The organism is Chitinophaga sp. RCC_12, assembly GCF_041360695.1.
Classification (GTDB): Bacteria; Bacteroidota; Bacteroidia; order Chitinophagales; family Chitinophagaceae; genus Chitinophaga.
On the sequence record NZ_JBFUPS010000013.1, the window covers coordinates 47,414 to 66,980 of the forward strand.

Genomic DNA, 19,567 nt, shown 5'->3' on the forward strand with positions numbered 1-19,567 from the left:
GAAAGGGATATCGTTATTTTTTAAAAATTGTTTCAGGCGGACCAAGATAGCTTTCTTTCAGATCTCCGAAATCGAGCACCAGTTGCTGCAGTATCACACCGCTGTTGACCATCCAGTATTTCAACGTATGTTTACCGGTGGTGGAGAGGGTATGTTTGCTGGATTGGATGATGATGTTGTCAGCTACCCACTTATTCCAGATGCTGGTGTAAGTGATGGCATCTTCCTTATTGATGCTGATGATTTGCGGTGCTTCGTTATCAATGGATACTGCATATTGCAAACCATTTTTGTTGCTGTGAAAATTCAGTGTGGGAGAGCAATAAGCTTTGACGGTAACTTCACCCTTGCTGTAAGTATAAAAATCATATTCCACATGCGGCGCATTGCCAACAGGTTGTTGCTCTTTTGCGGTAACCGGAAAAGGCGTGATGGCGGAACCGGTTCTTCCATGATCCGGCAAAATCGTCCACGTAATACCGTTTGAATGAATGGCTCTCGTAAAATGATCTGCTGCTATGGAAACGCCTTTTTCTTCCTCCTGGTAAAAAACGTTACCGGTAACACCGCCGGGAATGTTTGCGCGCATCAGCTTGTGCGTGCCCGGTGCTTTTCTTTCTTCCGCTGAATCTGCCGGCAAATATTTCACCGCGGGCATTTTTTGCACCGGAGGTTGCTGCCAGTTGGTATAGCCAATATGCGTCTGGTCCATCATATGGTTCCATTTCCGGTTGTTTAATTGATGATAAGCAACCGTGATCAGCGAGTCTTCCAGGTAGCATGCTTTTACCCGGTCGGCATAGGTATTGGCCATTAGCTGTTTATTCTTAATAGCTTCTTTGTTGAGCGCTGCATAGTAATACAGCTCATTCAAATTGGCGCATGCCTTCACCGGGTGCAGTACTAACTGGAAGTAGGCGTCTTTATACGCAGCGGGTAACAGGCTATCTATCGCGCTGGCTTTTTTCAGCAGTTCGTTGTAATCTTTTACCACCGTTCCCCATTCATCATAGTTAAGCCGGTAGGTATTGGCATCCAGCAACTCGGGTTTTCTTCTGGCATTAAATTTTGTGTAGGCGGCTATGATAGCTGCGATATCTTTTGCATACGGTGTTCCAAACTGGGCGGCAGCCCATTGTTCGGTATATTGCTGAAGGTCGCCGGGGCTGGTCTTTTCCGGGTTCCAGGCATAATCCAGGAAGAAGGAAATGGGAAATTCCATTGGTTTGATATCTCCCACATTTACAATCCAGATTTGCCGGGCATTGAATTCCCAGGCAAGGTGCATTTGCTCCCATACCCTGGCAATTGAATTGGTGTTAAGCCATTTGTAATTCCTGGGAGCCCCTACATAATCAAAATGATAATAGATGCCATAGCCTCCCTGGCGGCTTCTCTCACCGGGTTTGGGCAGTTTGCGGATATTGCCCCAGTTGTCGTCGCAAAGCAGCAGGGTTACATCATCCGGTACGCTCATTCCTTTGTCGTAGTAGTCCTGCACTTCTTTGTATAAGGCCCAGAGTTGCGGTGTTTCACTGGCGGGTTTCCCGGTTACATCGCTGATGATTTTTCGTTGATCAGCAACAATCCGTTCCAGTAAAGCCGTTGCTGTTTCTCTCGACATGGGCTCGTCGCCATCCCCGCGCATGCCCACTGTTACTATCTTTTCATTGGTAGCCCGCTGTAAACCGGTGCGCCAGAAGGCTTTTAGTTTTACGGCATTGCTGTCGTAATTCCACGGCCCGGTTCCATATCTTCTCCATTCATCGTGCGCCCTCATCAATGGTTCATGATGGGAGGTGCCCATCACGATGCCATATTTTTCCGCCATCCGGATATTTAACGAATCATCATCATAAAACGCATTACCCCACATGGCGGGCCAGAGGTAATTGCCTTTCAGCCGGAGGATCAGTTCAAATACTTTTTCATAGAAGCGATGATTAAAGCCGCCAAATTTTTCTTTGCTCCAGTTAGCCAATGCGGGCGCTTCATCATTTATAAAAATGCCGCGGTATTTCACTTTGGGCGCATCGCTGATCGTGATATGCTGTTTAACAAACAACTGCGTTCTTTTTTTTACCGGCACATCTGCCCACCAGTACCAGGGCGATACGCCCAGTTGCCGGGATATTTCAAATACGCCATAAGCGGTTCCCCTGTTGTCGCTTCCCGCAATAATCAAACGGTTGGCAGTACTTTGTATAAGGTACCCTTCCCATTGGTTTTTCAGGGAGATGGGATGGATGTTCCCCGCTGCTGTAAGCGCACGCACAAGCTTGGATCTTTCATTGGATCCGATGATGATCGCGGGGCCATCGGGAATGGTCGCTGATATCGGAAGCTTTACGCCGGTAACCATCTCAATATCCTGTTGCAAACAGCTGGCCGATTGCAACACCGGCTGGCCGTCGTCCGGGTCCACGCAAATCACCGCGCGGGTCAGGGCAAACGCTGCTTTTGATGCGTTATCTGTAATGATCGATTGCGCATCACAGCAAATAGCCAGCAGGCTTATTGTTAAGAAAGATATGATCCGTTTCATCGGCTAAGCGTTGTTAAAAACCAATACTGTTTCCACCATCTACAGGTAATATCACGCCGGTAATAAATTTTGCCGCATCACTGGCAAGGAACCACGCGGCCTCGCCAATGTCGGCTGGCTGTCCCATTGTTCCCATCGGCGTTCTGCCAAATACCTTTGCTTTTCTTTCCGGATCACTGTCCAATGCTTTTGCCGTCATGTCGGAATAAATAAACCCGGGTGCAATAGCGTTCACCCGTATGCCTTTGGGCGACAGCTCCACAGCCATTGCCCTGGTCATGCCGTCGATAGCCGTTTTACTGGCAGAATACGCAATCACTTTAGGAATACCATACTGGGCAGCCATAGAGCTGATATTGATAATGCAGCCAGCCTGCTGCTGCAGCATATTTTTGACTACCTCACGGCTCATCGTGAAAACGGCTGTAAGATTGGTAAGGACTACCTGTTGAAACTCTTCATCCGTTACTTCCGTGAAATCCTTTTTCATGTTGGTACCCGCGTTGTTCACCAGTATATTGATGGGGCCGTATTTGTCAATCACTGTTTGTACAAAACCGGGAAGGGCGGAAAGGTCGGTTACGTCACAGTTGATAGCATGACAATGCGCGCCAAGTTTTTGTTGGGCGGCATCCAGTCTTTCCTGGTTTCTTCCTGCAATCACCACCTCGATTCCCTGTTCCACGAACTTTTCGGCGATGGCCAGGCCAATCCCTGAACCGCCGCCTGTTACAATCGCTAATTTTCTTTTTGTTGGTGTCATCTTCTTCGTTGATTTAATATGCTGTGGTTAAATACCCGGTGCAAACGGGAACCGCAGGCTTTTATAGTACTCCAGTGTTTTGCCTGGTTGTTCGTACGACGCCGGTATGGGCATTTTGCTGAAGGTCTGAAAATACAATATACATGCATTTCTCCACCAGATCGCTTCTTCGTGTTGAATTTTCAGCAACATGTTTACCTGTTCAAATCTTTGTGTATCTACAAATGGCTGTAAACTTTTCCAGGTATCCTGCATTTTACCGGCGCGTTCAGCTCCTTTATAATATTGATAGCACAGTTCTTCCCATAAGCTGTTGCCGCTTTTCATCCGGAAAGTCCAGGGCACATGATGAAACCACAAAAGGTATTTTTCATCGCAGGTTTGCCTGTTTTCCCATTGCGCCCGCGCTGCCGGCTGGTATTGTGCAAGGGCATTGCTGCCGGTAGCAGTGCGGTCAAAGCCTATGCCGGCGCTATCTGCTTTGTGATAATAAACGGGATTCCATTCCGGGCGCTGCTGGTTATTTACCCAGGGCGCGGGTCCGTAATGGTGACTGGTACCCATAATATGATGCAGGCCAAGAGGATTGGAATATTGTACAATGATATCGCGGCTTTCCAGCATCAGCCGAGATGCTGGTTTCAGGAATGTAGGATTATTGGAGTACGTCATCCGCAGCCATTCGTCTGCAATCTGTTCGCTGGACAAAGTATGATCCCACGCGAGGCGGCCGAGTGCATACCAGTTGGCCTGCGCAAACGGATGACCGCACCAGTTGATGTCATTGCCAATATTGGCAACACCGGCCATGCCTGTTAAGGAATGATGATCCAGGCTGCCGTCGATTACTTTGGCAACGGTACTGCCTTTGCCTTTAGCGTAAGTGTCGCTCTCCAGCGTTTCTTTAAACAACGGCGCCAGGAATACAAGGCTGGTAGCCTGACCCAGGTATTCCTGCGTTACCTGGAACTCCATCATCAAGGGCGTTTTAGGCATGGCGCCAAACAACGGATGAAAGGGTTCCCGCGGCATGAAATCAATGGCCCCGTTTTTTACCTGTACCAATACGTTTGACCGGAAGGTACCATCCAGTGGAACAAAATCATCATAGGCCTGCTTGTGGCGGTCTAACGGGTTCTCGTGACTGTAAACAAATGCGCGCCATATAACCACGCCTTTAAAAGGAGCGATGGCATCTGCGAGCATATTGGCGCCATCGGCATGGGTGCGTTTATAATCCTGCGGACCGGGTTGTCCTTCGCTGTTGGCCTTCACCAGGAAGCCGCCGAAGTCCGGCACATAGGTATATATTTCTTTTATTTTTTCCTGCCACCAACGCTGTACGGACGTATCCAGCGGGTCGGCGGTTTTTAGTCCGCCGGTTTCCATCGGCGCGCTGAACCTGGCGGTGAGATAGACTTTGATGCCATAAGGCCGGAGTACATCTGCCAACGCTTTTACTTTTTCCAGGTAAGGTTTGGTGAGCACAAGGGCATTTGCATTTACGTTGGTTACTACGGTGCCATTGATGCCAATGGATGCATTGGCCCTTGCATAATCGATGTACCGCTGATCAATATAACCGGGCAGCGTATGCCAGTTCCATATAGAAAAACCGGCGTAGCCTCTTTCTACGGTCCGGTCCAGGTTATCCCAATGATTCAGCATCCGAAGCCGGATCTTCGGTGCGGAAATAATATTTAACTGCTGGATGGATTGCTCCGTTTGCAGCAGGCGAAGGAAATGAAAGGTACCATACAGCACTCCTTTTTCCGAGTTGCCGCTGATGAGGATGCAACGTTTGCCGTTCAGTATTTTAGAGATAATAACGAATCCTTCTTCACCGGCCTGTTGCAGCGGTATGGAAATCCCGGCGTTGCTGATCAGGGAAGAGGAGCGGGGTGTGCCTGCAATGACAGCGCCGTTGCGGTTAATAGCAGCACCGTGATGAATGGTAGTTTGCAGTAAACCGGATAGGCCTGCCGACAGTTCATTGCTTACAATGTCCATCGTAGGGGATGATCCGCTGGTGATGATGGTGGTAATATTTTCGTGGTAGGAATGCAGCAATGTTTTATTTGCAACAGGTGTATATCTCAGCCAGAGATCATATCCGTTTTCTCCTTTTGTGATGAGAAAACAGCAGAGGCATCCTATCAATAACGTGAGTTTTTTCATACCGGCAATAACTATTTTATGTGGCTGATAAAGCTACCGGAATAGCTCATCATCATCGTGGAATAATTCTTTCATAACGGTTCCAAAATAACGCAAATAGCCGCTTTTTACGCACTATTTTCGCAATCGGTTGCGTAAATATCTTAAAAAAAAACCTATTCCCGTAATTTTTTCAGGGAGGAAGCCCGGATCACCATTTCCGCACGGAGTGTAATGGCATCGGTGGTATACAGGTTGCTGATCCCTTTAAGGTGGTTAATTAAATAGGTAGCGGCGGTGTCCCCGATGCTATTGCCGGAATAGTCCATGGTAGTGAGGTTGGGCTCAATCACCCGGCTGATGGGGTCATTATTAAAGCCGGCGAAGGCAATATCTTCCGGGATACGGAGGCCGGCGGCTTTAAGGGCCAGCATGCAATACACGGCGGCTGTGTCGTTGGCGGAAAATACCGCATCCGGACGCTCGCCGGCGGGCAGGTCCAGGATGTACCTGGCGGCGTCTGTCCCCGCCTGTTCTGAAAGCGTGCTGGTTAAGTAAAGTTTTTTGCTGAAGGCCAGGTGGTGGTCGTGAAGCGCCTGCTTATAGCCGTTCAGTCTTTCCTGGTAAACGTTCCGTAGTAAATTTCCCCCCAGGTGCATGATCCGTTTGCAGCCTTGCCCGATCAGGTGTTTGGTAATATTATAGGCCGCTTCCTGGTTATTGATGCCAACGGAGGTGCTTTCCTCATGAGGGAACACGCGGTCGAAGAACACGACCGGTATTTTCCGTTTGAAGAAAGGCTCCAGGTGGTTAATGTCCTGTGTATTGGAGGAAAGTGAGATGAGAAGTCCATCCACTCTTTTATTAAACATGGTGGCGGCATTGCGTTTTTCCTTCTCCACATCTTCCAGCGATTGCGCAATAATAAGGTTGTAACCATGGCGGTTGGCGGCGTTTTCCATGCCAGCCAGCGCCGACGACATGAAGTGACTGTTCAGTCGCGGTACCAGTACGCCCAGCGTATGCGTATGCCTGCTCCTTAAACTACTGGCAAATGTATTGGATTGATAACCAAGCGATTTTGCGGCCTCCACGATCTTTTTCCGGGTGTTTTTGCTGATCATGGGATTGTTTTTCAACCCCCTGCTCACTGTGGCGGCAGAAACATTCAGGTATTTGGCTATGTCGTATATCGTTACTTCCCGGTCCTCTGACATTTTAGTACAGCTTGTTGCTCAAAGGAAATGAACTTTTTCTGAATAAAAAAATGCAATCGGTTACGTAAATCTGATTTTTTCTTATATTCGTTTCACAGAACAAACCCTGACCATCAGCCAGCGATCAATTTTTTTTACGCAAAACGCCCGTTATGAAACAACTGAATGATCAACCAAAATCAAGGAACACAACTGTAGCGCTCACCTTTTTACGGGCGTCCCTGATCAATTTATAGCTTAATAAAAAGGAGCAACCACGATAGACAGACTCCATCTCTTCCTTTTCCATTTTTTATAATTGTCTAAACGACATTAATCGTTATGAAAAAAACTGAAAAATTAAAGCACAAACAGGGCATAGTCAGGCTGTCAATCAGCCGCATATTGACAATCGCTCTTTTTACCGCCTGCCTTCTAGCCAGGCCGCCTCTTTCATTGGCACAGGATAAAGCGATCCACGGACGCGTTACCGGCGATGGCGGCGATCCCGTTCTCGGCGCCTCCGTAGCCATAAAAGGCACTAACAAAGGACAAACGACCAATGCCAACGGTGAATTTTCTGTGGTAGCCGCCAAAGGTGCTGTCCTTATTATTTCCAGCATCGGATACGCCAGCCAGGAAATCCGGGTGGAAGACAATACCAACATAAAAGTGCAACTTATCCCCGCCACAAAGGATATCGGGGAAGTGGTAGTGGTAGGATATGGAACGCAAAGAAAAAAGGACTTAACCGGCGCCGTAGCCAGCGTAAACCTGGAAACACTGCGTGAAGCGCCCAACACCAATATAGGTCAGTACCTGCAGGGAACCGTGCCAGGATTAAACGTAGGCATCGCTACCGTTGCCGGCGGCACCCCACCCATTTCCATCAGGGGCCGCGTAACACTCAACGGTAACCAGAACGTGCTGATCATTCTCGATGGTATTCAATACACCGGCTCCCTTTCTTACATCAACCCCGACGACATCGCTACCATTGATGTACTGAAAGATGCCAGCTCCACCGCGGTTTACGGCGCACAAGCCTCCAACGGGGTGATACTGATTACTTCGAGGAAAGGAAAGATCAACCAGAAACCACGCATCTCATTTTCTACTTCCTATACCAACCAATACCCAACCGTCGGCAACCTGAAACCATACGACCGGGAAGGATATCTTAACTATCTGAAAGAAGCATTTTACGATAAAGCTTACTTGGGCCCGGATTATACAACACCTAACCCCAACTTCAAAATTGAAGACGTGGCAGATAACAGTATCCGCAGCCCGCAAGGCGGACTGCTGCCCAATAACTACGATTGGTTTGGAGAAGGCACCAACACCGGCACGATCGGGGAAACTAACCTCAGCATCTCCGGCGGCGGCGACCGCGTTACCTATTTGCTGTCCGGCAGCCTGGTAGAGCAGAAAGGTTTTATCATCAACGATAAATTTAAAAGAAAATCTATCCGCGCCAACATCGAAACTAGGCCTTTATCCTGGTGGAAAGTGGGCCTGCTGTCCTCCGCGGCGTTTATCAACCAGGATGGCGCAGAGCCGTCTTTCGGCAGCCTGCAACGCATGACGCCCCTCATCGTTCCATATGATACCGCCGGTAAACTGATACCGTTTCCGATGAATACGCTGGAGCCAAATCCATTCACCACCTATAACGTAGACGACTACGACAGAACAAACTATTATTTCGCCAATATATACACGGACATAGACTTTCCTTTTTTGAAAGGACTCAACTACCGGATGAACTTTGGTAACAACTACCGCTTATCAAAACACTTCTTTTCCAGTATCTATGACGCAGGACTAACAGGAAGGGCCTACAAAGAGTTCCAGGATTATTATGATTATACCTTTGATAATATTCTTACTTATTCCAAAACCTTTGGCAGTCATGATATCACCGCTACGTTATTATATGGCGCCGTAGGAAGAAAGTTCAACAGCACCCTTTCTGAAGCGAGAGGATTTCCGCGGCTGACACTTAGCTACAACAACCTTTCCCAGGGCAACATCCAGCTGGCACAGTCGGATGCATGGGAAGAAAACCTGGCCTACCAGATGGCGCGCGTCAACTATAAATTCCGGGATAAATACCTGCTGACCGCCATACTGCGCCGCGACGGTTTTTCGGGATTTGCAAAGAATAATAAATATGGCACCTTCCCTGTACTGGCACTCGGCTGGATAGCATCAGAAGAAAATTTCATGAAGGGCGTAACGCCGTTCAACTACCTTAAACTACGCGCCGGTTACGGCGTAACAGGCAACCAAACATCGCGCTATACTTCCATTGCAAGGGTAACCACCAGCGCTGCGTATGTATATGGCGATGGCGGTACCACCGCATTTGGTCAGCAGGTAGCCTCATTAGGAAACGATAACCTGAAGTGGGAACGTACAAAGGGAATGAATGTGGGCGTTGACTTCGCCGCCTTCAACAGCAGGCTGAGTGGCAGTTTAGACTATTACCGGAATAATACCTACGATTTGTTGTACAGCGTGGCTATTCCCGGCGTAACCGGCTTTAGCAATATTTATACGAATCTCGGCCAGATCCGTAACGCCGGCTTTGAAGCCGCTTTAAACTACAACGTCATAGACAAAAAGGATTTCAAATGGTCTGCCTCCTTTAATTTCTCCGCTAACAATAACAAGATCGTTACGCTTACAGGTGTGGATGCTAACGGAGATGGCAAAGAAGACGACCTCGTGTCAAGTTCATTGTTTGTCGGTAAATCCATCAAGGCCATATACGACTATAAATTAGATGGGATCTATCAGCTCAATGATACAAGGATTCCAGGCTTCCCGGTGGGCTCCGTCAGGATCGTAGATCAAAACAAAGACAATGATATCACCCAGCAGGCCGACAGAGTGTTTCTCGGCCGGCAGGAGCCTGCCTATCGCATGAGCTTATTGCAGACATTTTCCTACAAAGCTTTTACCCTTACCTTATTCCTGAATTCAGTGCAGGGTGGTAAAGATGGATACCTCGGCAATAACAACCCGTCGTTTTTCCGGGAAGACAACAGCATCAGAGTGAATAACCTGCAGGGCATCGACTTCTGGTCGCCCTCCAATCCAACGGGTAAATATCCAAGGAATATCTCCGGCTCCCGTGCGAAGATTGAACCTAACATGTACCAGGACAGAAGCTTTGTAAGACTGCAGGATGTGTCGCTGTCTTATAACCTCGCCACCTCGCTGCTGAAGAAATTCAAGGCACAATCGATCAACCTGTACGTGAGTGGTAAAAACCTTTATACCTGGACCAACTGGGAAGGCTGGGACCCTGAAGCCAACGACAACGATGGTAATCCTATGGGATTGATCATCGGCGGAAGGCCCGTCCTGAGAGGTTTCACCGTAGGTCTGAGTATTGTTTATTAATCCACGTTGTAAAAATATTTTTTATGAAGACATTATATCGGATATCACTCGTATTAATGCTTTGTTCACCCGCGACTTCCTGTAAGCATGATTTCCTGGATGAAAAAGCGCTGTCGTTCCTCAGTACTTCCAATGCCTTTAAAACAACGGAAGATTTTGATGCATCAGTAAATAACCTGTACGGGTTGGTTAGAAGCGAGTTTTATACCTCCAGCGACTGGCAGCCTATGCATTATCTATACAGAACAGATCTGGCCGTGGAAGTAGCAGTAGGTAGTAATCCTAATCTTTCTGCAGAATTTGGATCAAACGGGGTACTCACCAATAACCACTGGAGCCAGCTATATAAAATTGTAGCAGAAGCCAACACCATTATCAGCCGCATTCCCGCTTCGCAGCTGTCGGATGCCAACAAAGTAATGTTTGAAGCGAAAGCAAAGTTCTTTCGTGCATTGGGTTACAGAACGCTGGTATATCTATATGGCGGTGTGCCATTGGTACTGAATGAAATAATAGGAGAGAAAACAGATTTTGTAAGGGCCACAAAACAGGAAGTTTTAACGCAGATAACAGCCGACCTGAAATTTGCGGCTGCCAACCTGCCCGGGATTACCGCAGTGAAAGATGGTGAAGCATCCAACCTTGCTGCGCAGCACCTGCTGGCGGAAGTATGCCTTGCCAACGGTAAGTTCCAGGACGCGGTAACTGCGGCATCTGTAGTGATTGATGATCCAGCCACCGACCTGATGAAAACCCGGTTTGGTTCACGGTCAACCGTTACCCCCGGCGATGTATACTGGGACCTGTTCCAGGCAAAAAATCAAAACAGGAAAACTGCCAACAATACAGAAGCGATCTGGGTAGTGCAGCTTGAAACAGATGTGCAGGGCGGATCTGCTGTGTCCACCGCCATGGCGGGCAACTACCAGCTGGAGCGCGTACACGTGCCGTTGTACCGCGATATGCGGGTAAACGGGGTGGCATTGTTTCAATGGCCTATCGGCGATTATACCGGTGGCAGGGGCGTTGGTTTTTTACAGCCCTCAAAACATTTTGCCGATGAAGTATGGCAAAGTGATTTTAATAATGATATCCGGAATGCCAATCACAATTTCGTAAGAGAAGTGGTGGCTACCAACCCGGCAAGCCCGTTTTTCGGACAAAAAATTTCTACACAAAATCCTCCTCCGGGCGCTAACATCACTTTTCCTTCAAGGGTGTTTTATCCGTATCAGTCGAAGGCTACCACGCCGTTTAATCACCCTGCTTCACTCTACGTAAATCCGGGTTCATCTGACCCTATCAAAAAATATGAGTTGAAAGCCACGGCAGGCGGTACGTTTGCCGACCAGTATATTTTCCGGCTGGCTGAAACTTATTTGCTGAGAGCAGAAGCCTACCTTGGCCTGGGCAATGCCGGCGCTGCCGCAGCGGATATAAACGTAGTGCGTTCACGCGCCAATGCTTCACCGGTGCTGGCAGGAGATGTGACGATTGATTATATTCTCGATGAAAGATTAAGAGAATTAGGAGTAGAAGAAAAAAGAATGCTGACGCTGATGCGCCTGGGTAAACTGTATGACCGGGTGAAAAGGTATAATCCTTTTTACGGTGCGAATATGGAACCACGCTTTAACCTCTGGGCGATTCCACAGGGTGAAATTGAAAGAAACAGAAGCGCCGTACTGGAGCAAAATCCGGGTTACAATTAGTCGTATTTTTAAGAAGATAAACCTGGATACATGCATGTTAATTTATGGCCGGGGATGTTCCGGTATGTGTTTCGTGGCACTGTTTATATGCTGTTATTCAGCGCATGGATAGGGAGTAGCTGTAAAAGCGCCCGGCCGGTGCAGGATGCAAATAGCGTAAGCCAGGAATCAACGTCGCTCAGGGAGCACATTAGCATCAACAACGACTGGAAATTTTTCCGGTATACCGGGGAACCGGATAAACTGATTTATGATGTGCGCCCGGAGGTGACCGACCGGAACGATAATGTGGTAGCAGATTCCAGGCCAACCGAATCAGTGGCGGTAAACGCCTCCTCGCAGGTGTTAAAGAATTGGATCCTGCCTTCCGGCAATGATTTTATTGCCGATCCTGCCAAACAACATCAGCGCCCGCAAGGTAAACCGGGCGCTGATTTTCCGTTTGTACAAAGTAATTTCGATGATCATAACTGGGAGTCCGTACAGTTGCCGCACGACTGGGCCATCAAAGGACCGTTTTACAGTGAACCCGATGCCATCGTCGGCGGTGGAATGGGCAGGCTGCCTGTTCACGGAGTGGCCTGGTATCGCAGGAAACTGGATATCCCCGCTGCCGATAAAGGAAAAGTTATTTACCTGGACATCGATGGCGCCATGTCTTATACCATGGTTTGGCTGAATGGCCACCTGGTGGGTGGATGGCCTTATGGGTACAACTCCTTCCGGCTGGACCTCACACCGTATATCAATCCCGGCGGGGATAATCAACTGGCCATACGGCTGGACAATCCCACTAATTCAGCCCGCTGGTACCCCGGAGGGGGCATCTACCGCAATGTGTGGCTCACGAAAGTAAACCCGGTGCAGGTGGCGCAATGGGGAACCTTTGTTACCACTAAAAATGTTTCTGCCTCATCTGCTACGGTCGATGTAGTGGTTCAGGTCAGCAATAAATCGAACCATGAGCAGCAGATCGAAGTGATCACGGACATCTTCACTGCCGGGAAAAAAGTAGCAACTATACCTGCATCAGCGGTTACGCTGAAAGCCGGCGCCACGCACAAGGCTGCAGGTTCCGTGATACTGCAACACCCACAGCTGTGGGGGCCGCCGCCAACGCAGAAGCCCCATCTTTATACAGCAGTTACACATATCATCTCCAACGGCAAGCCGCTGGATGAGTATCGCACCAGTTTCGGTATCCGCGCACTTACATTCGATGCAGTAAAAGGCCTCCTGGTAAATGGTGCGCGGGTTCGCATACAGGGTGTTAACCAGCATCACGATCTGGGCGCATTAGGCGCGGCATTTAATGTACGGGCAGCAGAAAGACAACTGGAAATACTCCGGGAACTTGGCTGCAATGCCATCCGGCTGGCGCATAATCCGCCGGCGCAGGAGCTGCTGGATTTAACAGACCGGATGGGCTTCCTGGTAATTGATGAGATATTTGATAACTGGGAAAGGAAAAAAACACCGCTGGATTTCCACCTGATTTTCCCTGACTGGTATGAACCCGATACCAGGGCTTTTATCAGGAGAGACAGGAACCATCCTTCGGTGATTGCCTGGAGCTTTGGGAATGAAGTAGGGGAGCAGTATACAGCCGAACAGGGAGCGGCGATTGCAAAAAAGCTGTATGATATTGTAAAGGAAGAAGACAGCACCCGGCCGGCCACTGCATCTATGAACTATGCGAAGCCGGGTATGCCTTTTCCTGCTGTAATGGATATATTGAGTTTGAATTACCAGGGAGAAGGAATACGGGATGCGCCTGCCTATCAGCAATTGCAGGGCATCCGTACATCCCCGCTGTATCCCGCCTTTCAACAACAATTTCCCGGTAAAATGATCTTCAGCAGTGAAACCGCATCCGCATTGAGTACCCGTGGCACGTATGTATTCCCTGTATTTGAGGGTAACAGTGCGCCTGTTGGTGAAGGAACGGGCGGCAACGGTAAGCTGCAACAGGTAAGCGCCTATGAGCTTTATACGGCTGCATTTGGGGCATCGCCCGATAAAGTATTTGCATCGCAGGACAAGCATCCTTATGTAGCCGGCGAATTTGTATGGTCGGGTTTTGATTACCTTGGAGAACCCACGCCTTATTATTCCGCACGCAGTTCTTATTCCGGCATTGTAGACCTGGCCGGGTTTAAAAAGGATCGCTTTTACCTGTATCAATCCAGATGGCGGCCTGATTATAAAATGGCGCATATCCTGCCACACTGGACATGGCCGGAGCGCGTGGGCGCCATCACACCTGTACATGTGTTTACATCGGGAGATGAAGCGGAGCTGTTCCTGGATGAAGTATCGCTGGGTAGGAAGAAGAAGGCCCCTTATACCTATCGCCTCCGCTGGGACAGTGTTGTTTACCAACCCGGTGTATTAAGAGTAGTGGCCTACAAAAACGGTATGCTATGGGCCGCCGATACGGTAAAAACAGCCGGTGTGGCGGCGCAGTTGCAGCTGATCGCCGACCGGGATAATATCCGTACCGATGGAAAAGATCTTTCATTTATAACCCTTCGTGTGCTCGACAACGCAGGCGTATCCGCACCGCGGGCCTGCAACCGGATCCGCTTTGAGGTATCCGGGCCAGGAGAAATTGTCGCCACCGACAATGGTGATCCGGCCGATCTGCAATCTTTTTTTGCTACAGAAAGAAAAGCATTTAACGGGCTGGCAATGGTCATTGTACGCGCAAAGCCGGGAACAACGGGACCCATAAAAGTAACGGCGCAATCATCCGGCTTAACGCCGGCACAGGTGATATTAAACGTGCCCTAATAGGCAACATTTCTTTAGTAAAATAGAATCGCTATGTTAATGCATGAAACCATGCGCTGGTTTGGGCCGCATGATATCGTCAGTTTAAAAGACATCCGGCAATGTGGTTGTGCAGGTGTTGTTACCGCATTGCATCACATCCCTGTGGGAGATGTTTGGCCTGTGGCAGAAATTCAGCAGCGGAAATCCCTCATTGAAGCCGAAGGCATGAGCTGGACGGTGGTGGAGAGCCTGCCCGTTAGTGAGGACATAAAACGGCGCAGTGGGCATTACCAGGTTCATATAGAAAATTATAAGCAGAGTTTACAACACCTTGCCGCCTGCGGCATACAGGTGATCACCTACAACTTCATGCCGGTGCTGGACTGGGTCCGTACAGATATCAGCTACACGATGCCCGATGGAAGTAAAGCGCTCTATTATGAACGCGCCGCTTTTGTAGCCTTTGATCTTTTTATGCTGAAAAGAAATCAGGCAGAGAAGGATTACAGCGCTGCTGAAATTGAAGCAGCGGAAAGATGGCTGCATACGCACACCGAAGCACAACAAAACGAAGTATTCCGGAATGCGTTGCTGGGACTGCCCGGCAGCACCGGCCGCTTTTCGCCGGAAGAAATTCTGGCGGCGCTGGAAACCTATAAAGATATTGACGCCTCCACATTAAGGGAGCACTTAATTTATTTTTTGAAAGAAGTGGTGCCGGTGGCGGAACAACTGGGCCTGAAGATGGCCATACACCCGGATGATCCGCCTTATGCGGTGTTGGGGTTACCCCGCGTAGTCAGTTCGGAAGCGGATTTACTTGACATTGTGAACGCGGTTCCGTCACCGGCAAACGGGCTGTGTTACTGTACCGGCTCACTGGGTGTACGGCCGGGTAACGATCTTACGGGGATCATTCAGCGATTGGGCGCACACATCCACTTTCTTCACCTGCGCAATACCCGGCGAGATGAATCCGGGAACTTTTTTGAGGCAACTCATTTAGATGGAGATGCTGATATGGTGACTATTGTCCGCGAATTATTGCTGCTGATGCAACAGCGGAATATTTCCCTGCCGGTGCGGCCCGATCATGGCCACCAGATGCTGGACGATTTGAATAAGACCACCTATCCGGGTTATTCCTGCATAGGGCGACTAAAGGGGCTTGCTGAACTCCGGGGGCTGCAAACGGGCCTTGCCCGTGTACTCCAGCAGTGACACGCTGATTAGTAACTTAAAACGAGGGCCGCTCTATCAGTTTGCAGGGATTTTTTAAATGCTGTTTCTTTTTATTAAGCACCATGTTAATGATATCGGTCCCCATCTTTGTAAAATCAGTGGAAATGGTGGCAATACCATTGGCAGCAATTTCTTTAATGGGGATCTCATTATAGGAAATGATGCCAATATCTTTTCCAAGCTTAAAGGATAAGGCGGTGATCCGTTTTACAAGATGCACAAGATCCCCGTCGTGTACCAGTATATATAGTTCCCCGGTTGCCAGTGGCTTATTGCCAACATGTGTAACCACCGCTGAGCGGATACCAGATTCCCTGCAGAACAGCCGGAAGCCGTTCTCAATTTGCTTGAGGTTATAGAAGGCAGGTCCCATTACCAGGACCAGCTTGTTGTACTTGCGACGGATCTTTGTTAAGTGCTGCTGGAGCACCTGGTAAATATCTTCATGGAAATACTGGCAAACAGAAGGATACCTGGCGCCCCAGTCGCGGTAGCCAAGATCAAGAATATAAACCTTCTGCTGCGGCAATTGCTTTAATGAAGCCGCAATGTCTTTATCTTTAATAGGCATAATAATGTACGCCGTGTATTTGCCGTTACTTTGCGCCAGCAGTGTATTAAACAATGCCACATTGTTATGGTGGAAGTAAATATTCACGGTGCCTTTGCCGGCTATCGTATTTTTAATGCTTTCATATATTTCTTCTTTATAGGCCGTCAGGCTGTTGAACAATACAAAGATGTTGTGCCTCGATTGCGTATTGGTGCTGGCTACAAAAAATCCTTTATACTGCACTGCTGATACCAGTCCCGCTTGTTTCAGGCTGCGGAAGGCCTGCATAACGGTTTTGGGGGCAATGCCGGTGTTGTCGCTCACCTGGTTTACAGAAGGGAGCCTGTCACCGATCTTTAACTGGTTGTTATCGATCGCATTGATAATAGATTGTATGATCTGTTGATATTTGGGGGCCTCGGAAGTGTGATCGAGTGAAATAATTGACTTCATATGTTGCGATGTTTATTCTTCAAATAACCAATCCAGGCGCTGAACGCTGTCTGCTGCGACACCGGCGCTGATCTCCTGTTTGCCATCCATAAAGCCCAACACCAGGCAGGCGCCTTTACCCAATATAAGGGTATGCTTCCCCGCATCAAAATAATACGTGTGCAGGTTCACCGGTGGAAGGGATGGAATAGTTAAGGCATGCGCCATCCTGATGGCGGCTTGCCCGTGATCGTCGGCGCTGGCATCTGTTTCGAGATCAGGTGGCCGCAGGTAGTTTTTTTCTTTCGTGTCAAAATATCCTATTACTGCTTTTACCGGTTGTGTATTACTGAATTGAAGTATAGTGCCTTTTTCCTGTTGTTGCTGCATGGAAAAGGGCAATGCCTGCAAGCCGCTTAATGCCGGGTCGGCGGTTTGTATGCGAACGTCTTTGTCTGTAAACGGGCGTTGTTGCGCCACCGGCTGATAATAACCGTTAGCAGGATGTAAGAAGTTAACCTGCGCCGGGTGCAACCGGGTGATTATCGTGTGCCCGTTAGCGTTACTATCATGTGGTGATATGTTTTTGAGTGAATCAAGATGTTGTGTAAAGTGACGCAATTCTGCTTCATAATATGGCAGGAGTTCTACCCATGTTTTATTTTTCCCGTTATCGCCGCCAACGGGCACTTTTCTTTGCTGGGTTTGCATGCTGTTGGCATAGAGATAGGTGTCCTTCGTGAGGTCTGCCAGCTCTTTATAGTGCGCCACGCTTTGTTGCAGGTAGGGCAGGGCTTTCTGCAGGTCGCCGTTATCATGCGAATACCGGTACCGCAATACATATAAGGCCGCCTGTACTTTCGCATTAAAGTAACGGGCCAGCGCCTGGTAGCAGTACATGTCATTTTTTATGCGCGCAAATTCCGCGGAGTTTTGCTGCACGGTGGCAGCTGCTTTTTCAATAGCTGCTACTGCGCGGTCGCCGTGTTGGGTAATTTCCGTAATAACCTGCACAGGTGTTTCTCCGGTATGCGACTGATGTAGCCATTCCTTTTCAGCATAGGTAGTCAGCGTTTCTCCTGCAGGACCGTCGGAATCATAGAGGTCGGCCCATACACGCCACCTGGAAGGATTCACGAGCTGGCTCATCAGCATACCCAGTGTGAGCGTTTGCCGGTTACCGTTAGTAATGCCAAAACGCCGCAAGAGCTTGGGGGCTATTTCCCCGGCCTGTTCATAGGCTTCCAGTATATTTTTGCCGGATTCCTGGCCGCCGAATTGTGTATCCAGTAAGCCGCTCCAATAACGGTTTTCCTCCTCCCGGTTGCGGTGACAGTTCCAGGCATACCGCGCCCAGGCCTGGTACCAGAGCCAGTCACGATCTACCTGCAACAAACGCGGCGTTGCTTTATCCGCGGTATACGGCCAGTCCCAGTAAGATGCCTGCGGATACAGGTGCAGGCCGTTGGCCCCGTGGATGCTATGCATGGCCTGCACGCATTTTTGAATGAACGTAGTGGCGCCATAGCGGAAAGGTTCCAGGTTGGCGAGGATATGTACATTGTCGATGTCAACAGTCAACCGGCTAAGATCCCGGTGCATGGCGGCCCATGGTCCCCGCGGGGTATAGGTGGTTAATGCTTCGCCGTTGTATTTATTTTCGGTATAGAGGTTAGGATATAACGGAAGGGCTGCCTGCATTACCTGTTGCGGATTGGTATCATGTCCGCGCAGCACAATAGGTGGGAGAGTGGTTTTACCTAATGCGTGTAATCCATCCTTTACACCGGGGATAATGGTTTCTGTAAACCATTTCACGTCATCTTCATCACTCATGGCTTCTCCCAATGTTACCAGCAACCCTACGTTGGGATATTCCGCTACAAAGGCGGCAATGGACTTACGGGTGTAATCTGAAATAAGCGGTGTTACCGGCCGTTTGCGGTCCTGTGTAACAAGACCATGCTTTTCTGCAAAGGGTTTCGACAGGATAATATTGTAAAACATCTGGATCACCCATATGCCGCGTTTGTCGGCTTCCGTTGTCAGGAAATGATACATTTCCCTATTCTTCTGGAAGGTGGCGCTGTCTACTTCCACCGCATAGGGATAATCTTTCAGGCGCACCAGTGAGGCAAACGGATGACCATTCCACAGGTAGAGGGAATTCATGCGGTTGGCGGCGAGCATGTCCAGGTATTGAATCCACAATGCCTTATCATAAAACCACGGAAATTCCTGCGGCGTATATGGATACTCATATACATTCCTACCCGGCAGGTAAGTGGTTTTTTGTATACCAATGCAGGTGCCGCGCAATACCATCTCCGGTTGGTCGGTGATATTTAGCCCGGTGGGCAACGCTCCCGCCGTGCGGATCCTGCCGGCCATTTCGAGGCAGCCGTATAAGGTACCGCTGTTGTCGGCGCCTGCTATCAGTGCATGTTGTTTGCCGGTAGTGATCACAAACCCTTCTTTGCCGGGTATGTTGTTACCGGAGAATTTAAACCGGCGTATAGCCGTTTGGGTAAGTGTATCGGACAGTGTACCTATTACTATTGTGGATGCACCCGTAGGCAGATTGCGCTGCGTGGTAGTCTGAACATTGTATCCAACTGCCTGAAGGGCTTTGCTTAATTGTTCCATGCCGTATTGCACCCTGGCAGCAGGGTGGGGGCCGGTTACCAGCCATATGGATTTATTGCGGCCGGCCTGACCGGAGACATATAACGGCAACAGGCCCACGAAAAATAGAATGCTGAAAAATCGTTTCATACC

10 protein-coding genes are annotated in these 19,567 nt (G+C 49.0%); 4 read left to right on the forward strand and 6 right to left on the reverse strand.

What is annotated here, in order from left to right:
• Positions 1–13: 13 nt before the first annotated feature.
• The 4 genes from AB6805_RS28815 to AB6805_RS28830 form a co-directional block, all read right to left on the reverse strand.
• A complete protein-coding gene (locus AB6805_RS28815; RefSeq protein ID WP_370912894.1) occupies positions 14–2,545 on the reverse strand; it encodes a glycosyl hydrolase 115 family protein in 2,532 nt (843 codons plus the stop codon).
• Positions 2,546–2,558: 13 nt separating this feature from the next.
• Entirely contained in the window at positions 2,559–3,308 is a 750-nt protein-coding gene (locus tag AB6805_RS28820; RefSeq protein ID WP_370912895.1) for an SDR family NAD(P)-dependent oxidoreductase, read from the reverse strand.
• Between the two features lie 27 nt (positions 3,309–3,335).
• A complete protein-coding gene (locus tag AB6805_RS28825; protein WP_370912896.1) occupies positions 3,336–5,486 on the reverse strand; it encodes an alpha-glucuronidase family glycosyl hydrolase in 2,151 nt (716 codons plus the stop codon).
• A gap of 155 nt (positions 5,487–5,641) precedes the next feature.
• On the reverse strand, positions 5,642–6,682 hold the full coding sequence (locus tag AB6805_RS28830; RefSeq protein WP_370912897.1) for a LacI family DNA-binding transcriptional regulator: 1,041 nt from the start codon (positions 6,680–6,682) through the stop codon (positions 5,642–5,644).
• A 321-nt stretch (positions 6,683–7,003) separates the two neighbouring features.
• Here AB6805_RS28830 and AB6805_RS28835 point away from each other — a divergent pair, with 321 nt between their 5' ends.
• From AB6805_RS28835 to uxuA, 4 genes are read left to right on the forward strand one after another with little or no spacing between them, the layout of a single operon-like run.
• Entirely contained in the window at positions 7,004–10,075 is a 3,072-nt protein-coding gene (locus tag AB6805_RS28835; RefSeq protein ID WP_370912898.1) for a SusC/RagA family TonB-linked outer membrane protein, read from the forward strand.
• 23 nt (positions 10,076–10,098) lie between these two features.
• Positions 10,099–11,787: a RagB/SusD family nutrient uptake outer membrane protein gene (locus tag AB6805_RS28840; protein WP_370912899.1), complete on the forward strand. Its 1,689-nt coding sequence runs from the start codon at positions 10,099–10,101 to the stop codon at positions 11,785–11,787.
• A 30-nt stretch (positions 11,788–11,817) separates the two neighbouring features.
• Complete coding sequence (galB, locus tag AB6805_RS28845; protein ID WP_370912900.1) at positions 11,818–14,580, forward strand: beta-galactosidase GalB; 2,763 nt, start codon at positions 11,818–11,820, stop codon at positions 14,578–14,580.
• 33 nt (positions 14,581–14,613) lie between these two features.
• Entirely contained in the window at positions 14,614–15,783 is a 1,170-nt protein-coding gene (gene uxuA / locus AB6805_RS28850; protein ID WP_370912901.1) for a mannonate dehydratase, read from the forward strand.
• A gap of 16 nt (positions 15,784–15,799) precedes the next feature.
• Here the strand turns inward: uxuA and AB6805_RS28855 are convergent, their stop codons facing one another.
• Together AB6805_RS28855 and AB6805_RS28860 are read right to left on the reverse strand one after the other, a co-directional pair.
• Complete coding sequence (locus AB6805_RS28855) at positions 15,800–16,810, reverse strand: GntR family transcriptional regulator (RefSeq protein ID WP_370912902.1); 1,011 nt, start codon at positions 16,808–16,810, stop codon at positions 15,800–15,802.
• Between the two features lie 12 nt (positions 16,811–16,822).
• On the reverse strand, positions 16,823–19,564 hold the full coding sequence (locus tag AB6805_RS28860) for a hypothetical protein (protein ID WP_370912903.1): 2,742 nt from the start codon (positions 19,562–19,564) through the stop codon (positions 16,823–16,825).
• Between the last annotated feature and the right edge of the window lie 3 nt (positions 19,565–19,567).